Origin of the sequence: Klebsiella sp. MS 92-3, assembly GCF_000195655.1 — a bacterium.
Taxonomy (GTDB): domain Bacteria; phylum Pseudomonadota; class Gammaproteobacteria; order Enterobacterales; family Enterobacteriaceae; genus Klebsiella; species Klebsiella pneumoniae.
In genome coordinates this window covers 45,289-60,414 of sequence record NZ_GL882808.1, presented here as the reverse complement: position 1 = coordinate 60,414, position 15,126 = coordinate 45,289, and the positions used below count along the sequence as shown (strand labels likewise).

Here is a 15,126-nt window from a genome sequence, read left to right as displayed (position 1 = left end):
GCGCGGGGGGAACAGGGTTAACGCGTATTTTGCAGCGGCAGTTTTTGCCACAATACCAGCTTTTTCCAGCGCGACATAATCGGTACCGTACAAATAATTCCCAATGCTAACAGGCCGGTAGAGATCACCTCCAGCTGCTGCGCCGGACGGAACAGCATCACCACCAGCACGAAGGTGATAAAGGCGATCACCAGCCAGGTCAGGTACGGATAGAGCCACATTCTCAGACGGATTTCGCCGCCTTGCGCCTGAAGGATTTTGCGCATCCGCAGTTGTGAAACGGCAATCACCAGATAGACCAGCAGGGCGATGGCGCCGGAGCTGTCGATGAGAAATTTAAACACCTTCGCAGGGGCATAGTAGTTCACCACCACGGTAAGGAACGCCGCGCCGGTGGAGAGCAGCACCGCCACGTACGGCGTTTTGCTGCGGTTGGTCCGGCCCATGATGGCCGGCGCATCGCCGCGGCGGCTCAGGGAGTAGAGCATCCGCGAGGCGGTATACAGCGCCGAGTTCAGACAGCTGGTGACCGACAGGAGGATCACACCGTCCATAATCAGCTTCGCGTAGGGAATATGCAGCAGCTCCAGTACCGAGCGATAGGAACCGATGCTCTTCAGCCCCGGCATATTCCAGGGGATCAGGGCGACGACGATAAAGATCGAGCACAGATAAAAAATAGAGATACGCCAGATCACCGAGTTGGTGGCGCGGACGATGTGTTTATCCGGCGTGTCCGATTCGGCGGCGGCAATGGTGACGATCTCTGCGCCCATAAACGAGAACATGGTGATCAGCATCGCGCTCAGCACCGCGCCGAAGCCGTTCGGCATAAAGCCGCCGTGATCCCACAGACGCGAAATGCCGCTGACCTCGGCATACGGATAAAAGCCGGTAATGGCGACCGCGCCGAGGACGATAAACGCCAGTATCGCGATCACTTTGCACAGCGCCAGCCAGAACTCGAATTCGCCGTAGTTCTTGACGCTCAGCAGGTTACTGCCGGTGAGGGCGAGAGTGATGACCAGGGAGAACAACCACACCGGGACGCCCGGCACCCACGAATGCAGAATAATCGCCGCGATATTGGCTTCCAGCGGAATAACCAGGACCCAGAACCACCAGTACAGCCAGCCGATGGTATACCCCGCCCAGCGGCCGATGGCTTTATCGGCGTAGGTGGAAAAGGAGCCGGTATCCGGCGTGGCGACCGCCATTTCGGCCAGCATACGCATAATCATCACCACCAGCAGCCCGGCAAACAAATAGGCCAGCAGCACCGCCGGGCCTGCCTCGGCAATGGCGACGCTGGAGCCGACAAATAAACTCGCGCCGATCACCCCGGCGATAGATAACATCGTGACGTGGCGCGACTTCAGCCCCGCCCCTAAATCCTGTGATTGCGACAGTTGCCCCATCATTTACCCTCTCGAAGTGTGTCACCTGGGAGAGCGCCCCGACGTTCCCGCGCCGGGGCACGCGTATTATTGTTGTTTTGCAGGTCTCGTCTTCATTCCCTTACGAACGTACTTCGCTTCCGCATGTGTTCTGTTCTATGCCTGTTTCGCCTCGCTAAAGCAGTCGGCGATGATCTTGAGCCCCTGCTCGATCTGCGCCTCTTCGATGGTCAGCGGCACCAGGATGCGCAGCACGTTGTAGTACGGCCCGCAGGAGAGCAGGATCAGGCCTTTGTCGCGGGCGCGGGCGACGATATCCGCCGTCAGCCTGGCGTTCGGCCTGCTGCGGTCGCCCTCTTCAAACAGCTCAATGGCGATCATCGCCCCCAGACCGCGCACGTCGCCGATCTCCGGATGATCTTCAGCGATCGCCAGCAGGCCCTGGCGCAGGGTGTCGCCGAGCTGGTTGGCTTTTTCCAGCAGATTCTCCTGCTCGAAAATCTGTAATACCGCCAGGGCGGCGGCGCAGGCGATGGGGTTGCCGGCGTAGGTGCCGCCCAGTCCGCCGGGGGCGATGGCGTCCATCACCTCCGCGCGGCCGGTGACGCCCGCCAGCGGGAAACCGCCGGCGATGGATTTGGCGAAGGTGGTGATATCCGCCGCGACGCCCATCTGCTCCATGGCGAACAGGGTACCGGTGCGACCCGCGCCGCTCTGGACCTCATCGGCGATGAGCATAATGCCGTGCTCGTCGCACAGGGCGCGCAGGCGCTGCATAAAGGCCGGGGAGGCGGCATAGAACCCGCCTTCACCCTGCACCGGCTCAATAATGATGGCGGCGATATCTTCCGGCGCGGCATCGTTTTTGAAGATGCGATGGATGCTGGCGATCGCCTCGTCATCACTGACGCCGTGCAGCGCGCATGGGTAGAGGGCGCGATAGACATGGCCCGGCATTAAGCCCATACCGGCGGAGTAAGGATTCACTTTGCCGGTCAGCGACAGGGTGTAATGGGTGCGGCCGTGATAGGCGCCGGTGAAGGCGATAGCGCCGCTGCGCCCGGTTGCCGCGCGGGCGATCTTCACCGCGTTCTCCACCGCTTCCGACCCGGTGGTGACCAGCAGGGTTTTCTTGGCGAAATCACCGGGCACCTTTTGATTCATCTTTTCGCACAGCGTCAGATAAGGCTCATAGGCCAGCACCTGGAAGCAGGTATGCGACAGCTTTTTCAGCTGGTCTTCGACGGCGGCGACAACCTGCGGATGCAGGTGGCCGGTATTGAGCACCGCGATACCGCCGGCAAAATCGAGATATTCCCGGCCTTCCACGTCCCACACCCGGCAGTTCTCCGCGCGTTCGGCGAAGATAGGGTGGATCTGGCCGACGCCGCGCGGTACCGCGTCGCTGCGACGCGCCATCATTGCTTTATTGCTGTTCATCCGTCGCTCCTGTTAAAGGCCAATGCACATATATTTAATTTCTAAGTAATCTTCGATGCCGTACTTCGACCCTTCGCGGCCGAGGCCGGAGGCCTTAACGCCGCCGAACGGCGCGACTTCGGTGGAGATAATGCCGGTATTGATGCCGATGATGCCGTACTCCAGCGCTTCGCCGACGCGGAAGACGCGGCTCAGATCGCGGGCGTAGAAATAGGCGGCGAGACCGAACTCGGTATCGTTGGCCTGGGCAATGACGTCGGCTTCATCTTTAAAGCGGAACAGCGGGGCCAGCGGGCCGAAGGTCTCCTCTTTCGCCACTTTGGCGCTGTCGGGAACGTTGACCAGGATGGTCGGCAGGAAGAAGTTGCCGCCCAGGGCGTGCGGTTTGCCGCCGGTGACCACCTTCGCGCCTTTGGCGATGGCATCGGCAATGTGTTCTTCAACTTTGGCCACGGCTTTCTCGTCGATCAGCGGGCCGGTGGTGACGCCGTCCTGCAGGCCGTCGCCAATGCGCAGTTTTTCCACCGCCTGCTGCAGCTTCTCGGCGAAACGGTCATACACCCCGTCCTGGACGTACAGGCGGTTGGCGCAGACGCAGGTCTGCCCGGCGTTGCGGAACTTCGACGCCAGCGCCCCCTCGACGGCTTTATCGAGGTCGGCATCGTCAAAGACGATAAACGGCGCGTTGCCGCCCAGCTCCAGGGAGACTTTTTTGATGTCTTTCGCGCACTGCTCCATCAGCTGGCGGCCAATCTCGGTAGAGCCGGTAAAGGAGAGCTTGCGCACCAGCGGGTTGCTGGTCAGTTCGCCGCCGACCGCGCCGGCGGAGCCGGTGACCACGTTGAATACTCCGGCGGGGATCCCGGCGCGATTCGCCAGTTCGGCCAGCGCCAGCGCGGAAAACGGCGTCTGGCTGGCCGGTTTCAGGACCATGGTGCAGCCGGCGGCCAGAGCCGGGCCCGCTTTGCGGGTGATCATCGCCGCCGGGAAGTTCCACGGCGTGATGGCGGCGGTAACGCCGATGGGCTGCTTAATCACCAGCAGGCGCTTGTCGGCCTGGTGGCCCGGAATGGTGTCGCCGTAGATGCGCTTACCTTCTTCGGCGAACCACTCAATAAAGGAGGCGGCGTAGCTGATTTCGCCTTTGGCTTCCGCCAGCGGTTTTCCCTGCTCGAGGGTCATCAGGCGAGCGAGATCGTCCTGGTTCTCCATCATAAGATCGAACCAGCGGCGCAGAATGTTCGCCCGCTCTTTGGCGGTCAGGGCGCGCCAGGCGGGTAGGGCGCGATTGGCGGCTTCAATCGCTTCGCGGGTTTCATCGGCGCCCATTTTCGGCACGCTGCCGAGCTGCTCGCCGTTGGCCGGGTTGGTGACCGCAATCACGTCGCCGTTGGGCGCATCGCGCCACTGGCCATCGATCAGCGACTGCTGGCGAAACAGTGTCATATCGTTGAGTTGCATAATTGCTTCCTGTGTTCAGGGGGGGGTTAACGGGTAAAAGCGGCGTGTAGTGTCTCCACGCTACGTGCCGCACGCAGCGTGCGTCCGGGATTGCTCTGGCTGGCCAGCAGGCTCTGCACCTTGCTGACGATATGCGCGCCGATCGGGATAGCGGAGGTGGCCGCTGGCGATGGCGCATTGCAGGTATGTATCGAACGCGCGGTGGTAACGAAGAGAAAATCGTCGATCAGCTTGCCCTGCGGGGACACGGCCTGCGCCCGCACGCCGGCCGGCCACGGGCGTAAATCGCTCAGCGTCAGGCTCGGGCAGTATTTTTGCACCAGCCGCAGATAGCCGCTTCTGCACAGCGAATTCTTCATTTCGCCCAGTCCGGAGCGCAGGTTGTTTTGCAGTACCCGGCGGATGCCGGGCGAGGTGAGGATCTCCAGGGTATCGGCCAGCGAGATATCGCGCTTGCGGTAGCCTTCGCGCTTCAGAGCCAGCACGGCGTTGGGGCCGACGGTGACGCTGCCGTCGATCATGCGGGTCAGGTGGACGCCGAGGAACGGCATCGCCGGATCGGGGATCGGATAGATCAAATGGTTGACGATCTGGTTGTGCTGCGGCGCCAGCTGGAAATACTCGCCGCGGAACGGACAAATGATAAACCCGGGGTCGACGCCGAGCATTTTTACCAGCCGATCGGCCATCAAGCCCGAACAGGCGATCAGCGTCGAGGCCTCATATTCTCCGCCCTGGCGGGTGCGGATCACCACGCCGCTGGCATGTTCTTTCAGGGCGCTGACTTCGGCGTTGTAGACGATCGTTCCGCCTTTCGCTTCGAAGTTCTTCGCCATTGCCGCCGCCACTTCGCGGTAGCTGACGATGCCGCTGGAAGGGACGAAGATCCCGCCGAGCCCGGTAATGTTCGGTTCGCGCTCGCGTAGCTCCCCGGCGCTTAGCCACTCGCGCTGCAGGCCATTGGCGGCGGTGCGATCCCACAGGGCGCGCATCCGCTCCATCTCCAGCGGTGAGGTGGCGACCAGCATTTTGCCGCAGACGTCATAGCGGATGCCGTTCTGCTCGCAAAAGGCCTTGGTGGCGCGGTTGCCGGCGAGGCAAAACTGCGCCTTGAGGCTGCCGGGCGTGTAATACACCCCGGCGTGGATCACGCCGCTGTTGTGGCCAGTCTGATGGCAGGCCGGGCCGGCCTCTTTTTCCAGCAGCGCAATGCGGGCGTCCGGGTAAATCTCAATTAACTGCATGGCGGTCGACATGCCGATGATGCCGCCGCCGATAATCACGAAATCATACATCCGCTCAATTCCTTCGCCTGAAAACCCTTATTGATGAGTCTGGTAATGATTCGTGGAATACGCAAAGTAGCCGCGCTGGCGCATCAGCTCGCGGCGCAGGTCCGGGTGCGGCGTAAAGCGGTCGCGGCCGTGCAGCCAGAACAGGTTATTAATGAGCAGAAATTTGCCCACCGGCACCGGTATGGAAAGGATGTTTTTGCTGGTCTCCAGCGCGTCGGAGAGGCGGCTCAGCCAGGTGCCTTCTTCGAAATCTTTCGGCTGGACGAACTGGTCGATATAGCGCATTACCGGGCGGCCCAGCGAATCGACGTCGAACACCGGGTGGAAAACATCCTTGCTGACGTTTTTGCTCGGCGGCGCGGCCCAGCGCATCGGGCGGCGGGCGAGCGGGTCGCGGAAGAATTCGTCGAGATGCTCCCAGTCGTCGAGATGCAGCAGCAGGGAATTGCCGCCCTGCATGTTCTGCTCGTCGATCTTCATCATTAATACGTAGTCGGTTTGCTCTTCGACATAGGTGCCGTCGTTGTGCAGCTCCATCACCCGGTGCGGCTGGCGCAGGTAGCTGTCTGAGTTATCGACATTTTTCACCACGAAGCGGGCGTAATACTGACCGCTCATGGCGTCGAAGTTGGAACGACCAATCAGGTGGGCGACGGCGGTGGCCAGCTTGACCATCTCCTCGGCCTGGCTGACGTGATCGATCCCTTCGCCGTTGATAAGCAGCGCGCCTTCCGCGCGATCGAGCAATGTTTTGATCAGCAACGGCTGCAGCTGATTGCCACACAGATCGTCGAGGATCTTGCCGACCTGGAAGCGTAAGAAAGATTTGTACTCCAGCGCCTGCACCGGCCACTGCGCGACCTGCTGCAGGAACTGCGTGGTCGTTTCGGCGGAAAAGGTGAGCTCCAGCAGGCGCGGCGACTGGGCGGAAGGGGTGAAAGAAAAGCCAGGGTATTGCTGGGCTACCGGCGCGGGTGTCGGTTTTACTGCGGTCAGGGCGTTCATCAGGATCGTTCCTCGCTGTAAGGTCAGGGTGATGTTCATTTCGTAGCCATAAATTAAAAATATCTACATTTTTATAAAATGCGTACGAAATGGCCTTTTTGTTTCCATTTTGTGATCTGACAACAATTATTTAACAATGCGGAAGGGGGATAAGGTGGTGGTGAAAGTTGCGGAACAGAGCGGGTGGCGGATAGCGCAAAATGGGGATAGGGCCGAGGGAAATCGTAATACCGGTCACAGTTTTTAATCTGCACAATATCCTTACCAGATGAAGGTGTTAATATTCAGCTGGTAAATACCTTTCAATGCTCACTGAGGCTTCGATGCTGGAGAATGTCATTATCAGATAATCAGTTTCCCGACCTGCCCAGGCCGGACTGATTATCGCTGCGCTTAAACCTTACGCACACACCTGCGGGTGTAGGCATGTTTTCGCACATGATAATGAACAGGTTTCAGTATGAATTTATCCCGTCAGGAACAACGGACCTTACACGTTCTCGCCAAAGGTGGCCGTATTGCGCACGTCCGCGATACCTCCGGCCGCATTACCGCCGTTGAATGCTACACCCGCGAAGGGCTGTTGCTGAGCGACTGCACCCTTGCGGTCTTCAAAAAGCTCAAAACCAAAAAGCTGATTAAGTCGGTGAACGGCCAGCCGTACCGGATCAACACGACCGGTTTGAATAACGTTCGCGCGCAAGCGGACAACCGCTGAAATAGCGACCCGGGCAGGGTCGCTGCCCGGGCGTATGGCTCTCAAGGAGAAAACCTCATGATCGATATCCCTCGCATTTTTACCATCAGTGAAAGCGAGCACCGTATCCATAACCCTTTTACCCCGGAAAAGTACGCCACGCTGGGACGGGCGCTGCGAATGGCGCCGGGCACCACCATTCTCGACCTCGGCAGCGGCTCCGGCGAGATGCTCTGTAGCTGGGCGCGCGATCATCAGATCGTCGGCACCGGCGTAGACATGAGCCTGCTGTTCAGTCAGCAGGCGGCCGCCCGGGCAGAGGAGCTCGGGGTAAGCGACCGGGTAACCTTTGTGCACCAGGATGCCAGCGGATATGTCGCCAGCCAGCCGTGCGATGTTGCCGCCTGCGTGGGGGCCACGTGGATCGGCGGCGGAGTGGCAGGCACAATCGAGCTGCTGAAGCAGAGCCTTACCCCAGGCGGCATGTTGCTTATCGGCGAGCCATGGTGGCGCAAACGTCCGGCCACGGCAGAAGAGGCGGTTGCCTGCGGCGCGCAGTCACCCGATGACTTCCTGACGCTACCGGCGCTGGTCGCCCACTTTGGCGAACTGGGCTATGACGTGGTGGAGATGGTGCTGGCCGACCAGGAGGGCTGGGATCGTTATGAAGCGGCGAAATGGCTGACAATGCGCCGCTGGCTGGAGGCCAATCCGCACGATGACTTCGCACCGGAGGTTCGCCAGCAGTTGACCACTGCGCCGCTACACCACGTCACCTGGACCCGGGAATATCTCGGCTGGGGCGTGTTTGTCCTGATGGCGCGTTAACCGGTATGTCGGTAGCGTCAGGAGGCGCTACCGACCACCTTCAGACCTTCAGTTCGTCGTAGCTGACCATGACGTGCTGGCGAAAGGCGGGCCGTGCGGTTAGCCGTGCATAATACGCCGCAAGATGGGGGAGGGGACGACGGGTGATATCGATGGCAAAGTAGCGGTACAGCACATGACCAAACTGGATGTCGGCCAGGGTGAACGTATCGCCCACCAGATAGCGACTGCCGGCGAGACGTGCCTCGGCAATCGCCAGCTTTTGCTCCAGGGTCGTCACCGCCGCGGCGATGGCCTGCGGATCCCGCTCGGCGGCAGGCGTGCGCACCACGCGCCAGAACACCGGCGCCGTAAAGCCGAGGGCGATATTCTGCTTTGACCACTCGGCCCAGCGATCAACCTCAGTACGAGCCAGCAGGTCGCCCGGCCAGAAGGCCTCATTGGCGTAGCGACTGGCTAAATAGCGAAGGATCGCGCCCGTTTCCCACAGCGGCGGATTATCGCCATCCTGCAGCACTGGCACCGTGCGATTGGGATTGAGCTGATAAAACGCCTCGCCGTCGGTACCACCATAGCGATGCCCCACGTCGAACCGGAGATAGTCCAGCCCAAGCTCGCCAACACACCACATCAGCGCCTGCACGTTAGAGGAGGTTTTTCGGCCCCAGATGGTCAGCATCGGGATCTCCAGAGAACAGGGAAAGAAGGAGCATAGCAGGTTGGGTTGAAAACGGGAGGGGGTACAAAAGAAATGAGCCACCTCGCCGCGCAGGGGGCGGACGCGCTGGTCAGATGTTCAAACCAGGGGCGTAGCTGAGCCAGCTATTCAGTGCACAGTATAAGAGGAAGAAGCAGAGGGCAGCAGTTTGCCCTCTGTTTACTTGAGTGGTCTTGTACTAATGTGTGGCGCTAAAAAACTCGCCAAATTTGACGGCCAGCCAGCCGACAGGCGTCGTGGCGCCGCCGACGATATTGGTGATCTCGGCCATCCCTTCCGGCACCGGAATATGCGAGTTCACCGCCGCCTGAGTGTATTCTTGCGAAATGTCCGTCCCGACATACAGGATGCAGGTCACGATCAGGGTTCCGGTTATGAACATGCGGAACATATTTCGTTTACAGAACGGCGTGACCATTGCCAGCAGGAACATTAAGGAAGCCAGATCGACAAAGGGCAGTACGCGGTTGCCGGGCAGAATGATAGACAGCACCACAGCCATAGGGATTAACAGCAGACCGGTCGCCAGTACCGAAGGTTCACCGATCAGTAACGCCGTATCCATCCCGATGTAAAAATCGCGCCCCGGGAATTTAGCCTTCAGTTTTGCTTCAGCGGCATCACGGACAATCAACAATCCCTGCACCAGAATTTCAATCATTTTAGGCAGCAGCAGCATGGCGGCTGAAACCTTAATGGCCAGTGAAACGGCCGCGGAAACGTCATATCCCGCCAGGAAGGCCAACAGCAGTCCCAGTACGAACCCCAGAGTAAGAGGCTCGCCAAAAACGCCGAATTTTTTATTAATACTTTCCGGATCGAAATTGATTTTATTGATAAGCGGGGTCTTTTCAATGATGTAATTACAGGCAATGCCAAACGGCACGTAAGCTATACAGGTAAGATGGGGGAATGATATCCCTTTAAGATTATAGTTTTTTTGTAAATACGGCGCCGTTAAATCTGCCGCCAATAGCGTCAACACAAAAATAGCGAATGTAATACCGACCGAAAGCCAGTAATTTCCCGTTCCGGCATAGACCACAGACCCCATGATCAGGAAAATCCAGTAGTTAAAAATATCGATATTCACCGTTTTGGTTAATTTCAACAGAAGCATGGCCAGGTTGATGACGATAAAGCCCACCACGACGGGCAGCATCAGCGGCGAACCCCAGCCAATGGTCGATGCGGTAGGCCAACCGGTATCAACGACCGTTAACTGCAGGCCGATACGCTCAACCATCGCCTGCGATGCCGGGCCCAGGTTTGTCAGCAGCAGGCCAATCACCAGCCCCACCCCTTCAAAACCAATGCCTACCAGCATCCCTGCTTTAAATGCCGTACCGATTTTAACGCCAAAGCAAAGCGCGATAATAAAGAATATTACTGGCATCATTACTGATGCCCCCAGACTAATAATGCTGTTGATAATATCCATAATGATTCCTTAAAAGGCGGGCGAATTGGGCACGAGTAAACCCGTGCCCATTGGGCCCTGTTAATACCTTTAATGGTTCTTTTAATATTTAACTGAGTTTCTTTAAAAGGATCTCAGCGAAGAGTTTGGGCGAATTACTGAATGCGTCAATGGTACTCCCGGCAATATGCGGCGTAATGGTCACGTTATTCAGAGTATAGAATGCACTGTCGTCTGGAAGCGGCTCGTCATCAAAGGTATCAAGCGCGGCGCCCATGATTTGCCCGGATCTGAGCGCATCAATCATCTCTTTTTCATTGATTAACCCGGAGCGTGCTGTGTTAACAATGATGGCACTGCGCTTCATCAGCGCGAAATGGTGTGCGTTAATCAGATTTTCGGTTTCCGGCGTCAGGCGAGCATGTAACGAGATAACGTCGGCGCGTTGTACCAGTTCGTCCAGAGAATCGACTTTCTCATAACGTTCATGGCCTGCAACGTACTTATCGTAAAAGATAATCTCCGTGCCAAAGCCGCTGAGAAATCCCGCGACCAGTTGGGCAATATGACCGAGGCCAACCAGCCCCACGACTTTTCCGCCAAGCTCCGGGATCGCCTGATGGTTCGGACTGTCTTTACGCCAGTATTTGTCACGCAGGGCATCGTGTGAACGGGCGATATTGCGCATTTCCGCCAGGATCATGCCGACCGTGAATTCGGCGACGCTGCGAGCGTTACGCCCCGGGGTGTTCATCACCTCAACGCCCCGGGCGTTCGCCACCTGAAGATTCACGTTTTCCACGCCACCGCGGAGCACGCCTACATATTTCAGCTTTGGTAGTTTATCGAACACCGCAGTATTGACGGGGGCAAACTGAGTGATCAGGATGTCAATATCATCCGTTCCCTGAAGCAGCGCTTCCGGTAAGGCCACGGCTTCTGCTCCTTCCTGTTCAACCCGCAGATTATCTTCCTGAAGTTTCTCAACGGAGCCATGTGACCACTCGCGTACTTCTACTTCAATCCCGTTATCCCTGAGCGCTTTCAGTCCTGATTCCATCATCGCTGCATTGATAAACAGATCGGCAATTGCCAGACATTTCATAATGATTCTCCCTAGATTAACGCATCAACATACCGCCGGTAACGTCCAGAGTTGCTCCCGTCATATAGCTGGTCTTAGGAGAAACCATGAAGACACCGATGTCGGCAATTTCTTGCGGCTGGGCCACGCGGCCCACCGGAATACGACTGACGTAATAGTCAGGGTTTTGCTCAATGTTCTTACGGATCATCGCAGTATCCATGATCCCGACGGCGATATTGTTCACATTGATTTTTTGTTTGGCGACTTCCCGCGCCAGAGAGATAGCAAAGGCGACCAGGCCGGCCTTACTTGCCGCGTAGTGCGCATGTCCCGTCGTGGAGCCGTGGAACGCGGCCTGCGAGGTAATATTCAGAATGCTGCCCATCTGGTCATGCTGCAGGCAGTGATTTACAAACAGCTGGCTGAGATGGAAGATGGCTTTCAGATTGACATTCATCACCAGATCCCAGTCCTGCGGGCTGATCTCGGTGACGTAGCCGCTCAGCCAGATCCCGGCGTTATTCACCAGAATGTCGGCTTTACCCAGTCTGTCGATACAGGTGGCAAACAGATTTTCCCGGCTCTGTTCGTCAGAGAGATCGGTTTTGACCGCGATGATCTCTACGTTCGCGCTGGCCTTCACCGTTTCGATCAGCCGTTCGGGATGCTCTTCCTCACGCATATAGGTAAAGCAGATATTGACGCCTTCTTTGGCGAGAGAAAGAACAAACTCTCTCCCCAGGCCGGTTGCGCCGCCTGTCACGATGGCCGTACGATTCGTTAAATTCAGATCCATTTTTTCCTCACTTAGTGCGCGATGTAGTTGCTGCAGCTTTTCCACGGCGACTGCATTTCTGATAACAGGTTTTTATAAAGCAGGTATTTGGTCTGGTAGACCCGGTGGTTTTCCGGATTAGGGGAGACGGTGCGTGAGACATGGACCATGTCGTTTGAGGCAGAAAATACCTCCGCAAACCAGCCCACCATAACGGCGGCGGTCATCGCGGTACCCAGGGTCCCGTGCTCTTTGACGTCAACGATTTCCAGCGTGGCCTGGAAGATATCGGCGAATATCTGCAGCCAGACCGGGGAGTTCGTGACGCCGCCAGCAATACGAATAGTGCGGCTTAGCTTCGGGTTAATATTGCGTAAGCGCTCGGTGTGGTAGAGATGGCTGAAGGCCACGCCCTCATAAATCGCCCGCAGAAAATGGGCTTTTTTATGGAAGCTGTTGACACCGATAAAGCCGGCCGAGGCGTCGGGAATGGTGTTAGAGCCAAACACGAACGGAAAGAACAACAGGTGGCTTTCATCCGGCGTCGTTGACGAAACCAGCTTATTACACAGGTCATAGACCGACGATCCTTGTTCGGCGGAGGTTTTCCGATCGCTCTCCATAAAGTTGTTAATAAACCACTCCAGGTTGCTCGCGGAGGTGGGGCTGGCCTCGGTGATGAGCCATTTACCTTCAATGGGATAAATGGAGGTCATAAACAGATCTTTATCAATAACCGGGTGGTCGGTAACGTATTCGTTTATGCTCCAGGTGCCGGTGACGATCGCCATCTTATCGAGACCGTTAATCCCCGAGGCAATGGAAGAGGCCGAGATATCAAACACCCCGCCAGAAACCGGCGTACCTGCGCATAAACCGGTCAGACGGGCCACGTCGTCAGTGATTTTTCCGCAGCATTCTGTTGAGCGTTTGATGGGGGGCAATTTGTCCCGCAGTTCATCAAGTCCCCACCATGCCAGTAGTTCATCGTCATACTTGCAGTCACGTACGTTGATCAGGTTGGTCCCTGAGATATCGGTCAGCTCAAGAAAAGCCTCTCCCGTCAGGTAAAAACGGATCAGGTCCTTGACCATAAAAATATAACGCGCTTTTTGCAGCGTCTCGGGCTCGAAATCCTTCAGCCATGCCAGCAGGGCGACAGGTTGTCCGGCCCAGATGGACTGCATCGTTTTTGGCAAAATGTCGGTAAGGAATTCTGGTGAGCGTTGCCATCTCTCAACGTACTCTTTTGCCCGGCTATCGGTGGATATAATGCCGTTACGCACCGGGTGACCTTCTTCGTCGACCAGATACAGACCGTTACCATGACCGGTGACGGCCACTCCTTTTATCTGGCTGGCGTCGATACCTGATTGCTCAATCGCTTTTTTAATCACTTCGACATTCGCGGCCCACAGCTCATCGATACTGCGCTCTGTGTGGAATTCCCGGGGTGTCAGCATCTGCGTGGATTTTGAGGCGATGGCGAGCACCTGTCCTTTACGGTCATAGATGGCTGCCTTGGTGACGGTTCCACCATTGTCGATGCCCATGACGTATTCATCTTTCATTCGCGTGGACTCCTTATTGGTTACCATAAGCCGGGCTCGCTGGTGGTTATCCCTTTAAATCCGGCATGGAATATTTTATCTACAAGGTATTTGCGCTTAACAAAGCCTCCGGCGATGAATACCACATCAAAGCCTTTCAAATTTCGGCTAATCAACTCCAGACACTGGCAGGCATATTCAGCAGGTAAGATTTCAATTGCGTCCGGTGGACTGTGTTTAACAATATCGAGCGACTGATCAAGCGATCGCGAATCGATAAGTAAAACCCGATATACGGTCAGCAATCCCTCTTTTTTGGCGTAGCGTAGCGCGGAGAGATTGGAAGAAATAACACCATCAACCTTGTAATAATTTTTCAGCAGATTGATCCCCGCCTGATCCGGTTTAAAGCCGCCCAGTAATTCAAGGTGAACGAGGACCTTCTTACCGCTTTGATGGCATTTGCCAATCAGCGACTGCAGATTGCCGATATTCGCTTCGGATAGCAGCACATATTCTGACTGGCAGGATAATGCTTTCTCAAAGTATTTATACTTCCTGATGGAAGGGATGATGGTGTTATTTGAAATCATATTAATTTCCGATGTTATTTAGCCATGTAGAGGCTGTATGCATCTTCCGCTGTTGCGTTTTCATGGATGATGGCATTCAGACCTGCTACCACTTTCGCCGGCTGCGGATCCTGGGTAATGTTTCGTCCCACAGCCACGCCTTTCGCACCCATCTGCATACAGTGCTGAACAAATTTGAAGTAACCGTCGATGCCGGTTTTTGGCCCTCCTAAGGCAAGCACCGGCACGCCAGCAGCTTCAACGATCAGTCGGTCCTCTGGTGAACCGGTAAAACGCGTTTTGATGACGTCCGCGCCCAGCTCCACCGCTGCGCGGGCCGATGCAGCGATGATGGCCGGATTGTTAGAGTCATCGCTGGTGACGGGATAACCATACGGGAGCGATTCGACAATCAGCGGTACATTCCAGCGATCCGCTGCCTGTGCGAGTTGCATCGCCATAATGTGGGTTTTTTCTTCATTGAAGGCGCCGGGGAAGGTCATGCAGACCACGCCCTCGGCAGCGACTTTAAGCGCATCTTCGACGGAAAAAACGGGGGTAGTATCGGGAACGGTATTGTCAAAGATACTGACCGTGCTGTCGACGCGTAACACAACGGGAACGCTGTTCAATGCTTCCCGATAATTCTTCAACATGCCGTACGTGACGAGCGCGCAATCCAGGCCGTGTTCCACCAGAGCAGGGAGCTGATTTATCGTATTATCAATACCATTTGTTTTCGTGGAAAAATAGTAGCCATCCAGCGCTAAGGTCACGGATTTACCGTCTTTTGCGAATATTCTTGAGAGACGACGTTCTTTAGACATTTATTTACTCCTGAGATAAAAAAACAAAAAAAAAGCCCTCAGAGACTCGCGTCT

The 15,126-nt window shown here is 56.5% G+C and carries 14 protein-coding genes; 2 read left to right on the top strand and 12 right to left on the bottom strand.

Annotated features, from left to right (window positions below; translation table 11 throughout):
* Positions 1 to 17: 17 nt before the first annotated feature.
* The 5 genes from gabP to glaH all read right to left on the bottom strand — a co-directional run bounded on the left by gabP (position 18) and on the right by glaH (position 6,598).
* Complete coding sequence (gene gabP, locus HMPREF9538_RS13720; protein ID WP_002889795.1) at positions 18 to 1,418, bottom strand: GABA permease; 1,401 nt, start codon at positions 1,416 to 1,418, stop codon at positions 18 to 20.
* Between the two features lie 135 nt (positions 1,419 to 1,553).
* On the bottom strand, positions 1,554 to 2,837 hold the full coding sequence (gene gabT / locus HMPREF9538_RS13725) for a 4-aminobutyrate--2-oxoglutarate transaminase (protein WP_004191863.1): 1,284 nt from the start codon (positions 2,835 to 2,837) through the stop codon (positions 1,554 to 1,556).
* 12 nt (positions 2,838 to 2,849) lie between these two features.
* Positions 2,850 to 4,298 (bottom strand): NADP-dependent succinate-semialdehyde dehydrogenase, encoded by a 1,449-nt coding sequence (gabD, locus tag HMPREF9538_RS13730; RefSeq protein ID WP_009485130.1) that lies wholly within the window; start codon positions 4,296 to 4,298, stop codon positions 2,850 to 2,852.
* A 26-nt stretch (positions 4,299 to 4,324) separates the two neighbouring features.
* A complete protein-coding gene (lhgO, locus tag HMPREF9538_RS13735; protein WP_002889846.1) occupies positions 4,325 to 5,593 on the bottom strand; it encodes an L-2-hydroxyglutarate oxidase in 1,269 nt (422 codons plus the stop codon).
* 27 nt (positions 5,594 to 5,620) lie between these two features.
* Positions 5,621 to 6,598, bottom strand: a complete 978-nt coding sequence (gene glaH / locus HMPREF9538_RS13740; protein WP_002889847.1) for a glutarate dioxygenase GlaH — start codon at positions 6,596 to 6,598, stop codon at positions 5,621 to 5,623.
* 460 nt (positions 6,599 to 7,058) lie between these two features.
* Here glaH and HMPREF9538_RS13745 point away from each other — a divergent pair, with 460 nt between their 5' ends.
* Together HMPREF9538_RS13745 and HMPREF9538_RS13750 are read left to right on the top strand one after the other, a co-directional pair.
* A complete protein-coding gene (locus HMPREF9538_RS13745) occupies positions 7,059 to 7,316 on the top strand; it encodes a YjhX family toxin (protein ID WP_002889848.1) in 258 nt (85 codons plus the stop codon).
* A 57-nt stretch (positions 7,317 to 7,373) separates the two neighbouring features.
* Complete coding sequence (locus HMPREF9538_RS13750) at positions 7,374 to 8,123, top strand: SAM-dependent methyltransferase (RefSeq protein ID WP_004183078.1); 750 nt, start codon at positions 7,374 to 7,376, stop codon at positions 8,121 to 8,123.
* 40 nt (positions 8,124 to 8,163) lie between these two features.
* Here HMPREF9538_RS13750 and HMPREF9538_RS13755 read toward each other — a convergent pair whose 3' ends face one another.
* From HMPREF9538_RS13755 to HMPREF9538_RS13785, 7 genes are all read right to left on the bottom strand, one after another.
* Positions 8,164 to 8,802, bottom strand: coding sequence for a glutathione S-transferase family protein (locus tag HMPREF9538_RS13755; protein ID WP_009485128.1), 639 nt, complete (start codon positions 8,800 to 8,802; stop codon positions 8,164 to 8,166).
* A 217-nt stretch (positions 8,803 to 9,019) separates the two neighbouring features.
* Positions 9,020 to 10,282: a PTS galactitol transporter subunit IIC gene (locus HMPREF9538_RS13760; protein ID WP_002889852.1), complete on the bottom strand. Its 1,263-nt coding sequence runs from the start codon at positions 10,280 to 10,282 to the stop codon at positions 9,020 to 9,022.
* An 88-nt stretch (positions 10,283 to 10,370) separates the two neighbouring features.
* On the bottom strand, positions 10,371 to 11,366 hold the full coding sequence (locus HMPREF9538_RS13765) for a 2-hydroxyacid dehydrogenase (RefSeq protein WP_004177325.1): 996 nt from the start codon (positions 11,364 to 11,366) through the stop codon (positions 10,371 to 10,373).
* Between the two features lie 16 nt (positions 11,367 to 11,382).
* Complete coding sequence (locus HMPREF9538_RS13770; protein ID WP_004177323.1) at positions 11,383 to 12,144, bottom strand: SDR family NAD(P)-dependent oxidoreductase; 762 nt, start codon at positions 12,142 to 12,144, stop codon at positions 11,383 to 11,385.
* An 11-nt stretch (positions 12,145 to 12,155) separates the two neighbouring features.
* Positions 12,156 to 13,694, bottom strand: coding sequence for an FGGY-family carbohydrate kinase (locus HMPREF9538_RS13775; protein WP_020316550.1), 1,539 nt, complete (start codon positions 13,692 to 13,694; stop codon positions 12,156 to 12,158).
* A gap of 20 nt (positions 13,695 to 13,714) precedes the next feature.
* Positions 13,715 to 14,266 carry a glycerol-3-phosphate responsive antiterminator gene (locus tag HMPREF9538_RS13780; protein WP_002889866.1) on the bottom strand — a complete coding sequence of 184 codons (552 nt, stop codon included), beginning with the start codon at positions 14,264 to 14,266 and terminating at the stop codon, positions 13,715 to 13,717.
* 14 nt (positions 14,267 to 14,280) lie between these two features.
* Positions 14,281 to 15,072, bottom strand: coding sequence for a class I fructose-bisphosphate aldolase (locus tag HMPREF9538_RS13785; RefSeq protein WP_002889868.1), 792 nt, complete (start codon positions 15,070 to 15,072; stop codon positions 14,281 to 14,283).
* Positions 15,073 to 15,126 lie beyond the last annotated feature (54 nt).

Coding starts and splice junctions, on each gene's coding strand:
- gabP (WP_002889795.1), bottom strand. CDS start 1,418: ATGGGGCAACTGTCGCAATCACAGGATTTAGGGGCGGGGCTGAAGTCG.
- gabT (WP_004191863.1), bottom strand. CDS start 2,837: ATGAACAGCAATAAAGCAATGATGGCGCGTCGCAGCGACGCGGTACCG.
- gabD (WP_009485130.1), bottom strand. CDS start 4,298: ATGCAACTCAACGATATGACACTGTTTCGCCAGCAGTCGCTGATCGAT.
- lhgO (WP_002889846.1), bottom strand. CDS start 5,593: ATGTATGATTTCGTGATTATCGGCGGCGGCATCATCGGCATGTCGACC.
- glaH (WP_002889847.1), bottom strand. CDS start 6,598: ATGAACGCCCTGACCGCAGTAAAACCGACACCCGCGCCGGTAGCCCAG.
- HMPREF9538_RS13745 (WP_002889848.1), top strand. CDS start 7,059: ATGAATTTATCCCGTCAGGAACAACGGACCTTACACGTTCTCGCCAAA.
- HMPREF9538_RS13750 (WP_004183078.1), top strand. CDS start 7,374: ATGATCGATATCCCTCGCATTTTTACCATCAGTGAAAGCGAGCACCGT.
- HMPREF9538_RS13755 (WP_009485128.1), bottom strand. CDS start 8,802: ATGCTGACCATCTGGGGCCGAAAAACCTCCTCTAACGTGCAGGCGCTG.
- HMPREF9538_RS13760 (WP_002889852.1), bottom strand. CDS start 10,282: ATGGATATTATCAACAGCATTATTAGTCTGGGGGCATCAGTAATGATG.
- HMPREF9538_RS13765 (WP_004177325.1), bottom strand. CDS start 11,366: ATGAAATGTCTGGCAATTGCCGATCTGTTTATCAATGCAGCGATGATG.
- HMPREF9538_RS13770 (WP_004177323.1), bottom strand. CDS start 12,144: ATGGATCTGAATTTAACGAATCGTACGGCCATCGTGACAGGCGGCGCA.
- HMPREF9538_RS13775 (WP_020316550.1), bottom strand. CDS start 13,694: ATGAAAGATGAATACGTCATGGGCATCGACAATGGTGGAACCGTCACC.
- HMPREF9538_RS13780 (WP_002889866.1), bottom strand. CDS start 14,266: ATGATTTCAAATAACACCATCATCCCTTCCATCAGGAAGTATAAATAC.
- HMPREF9538_RS13785 (WP_002889868.1), bottom strand. CDS start 15,072: ATGTCTAAAGAACGTCGTCTCTCAAGAATATTCGCAAAAGACGGTAAA.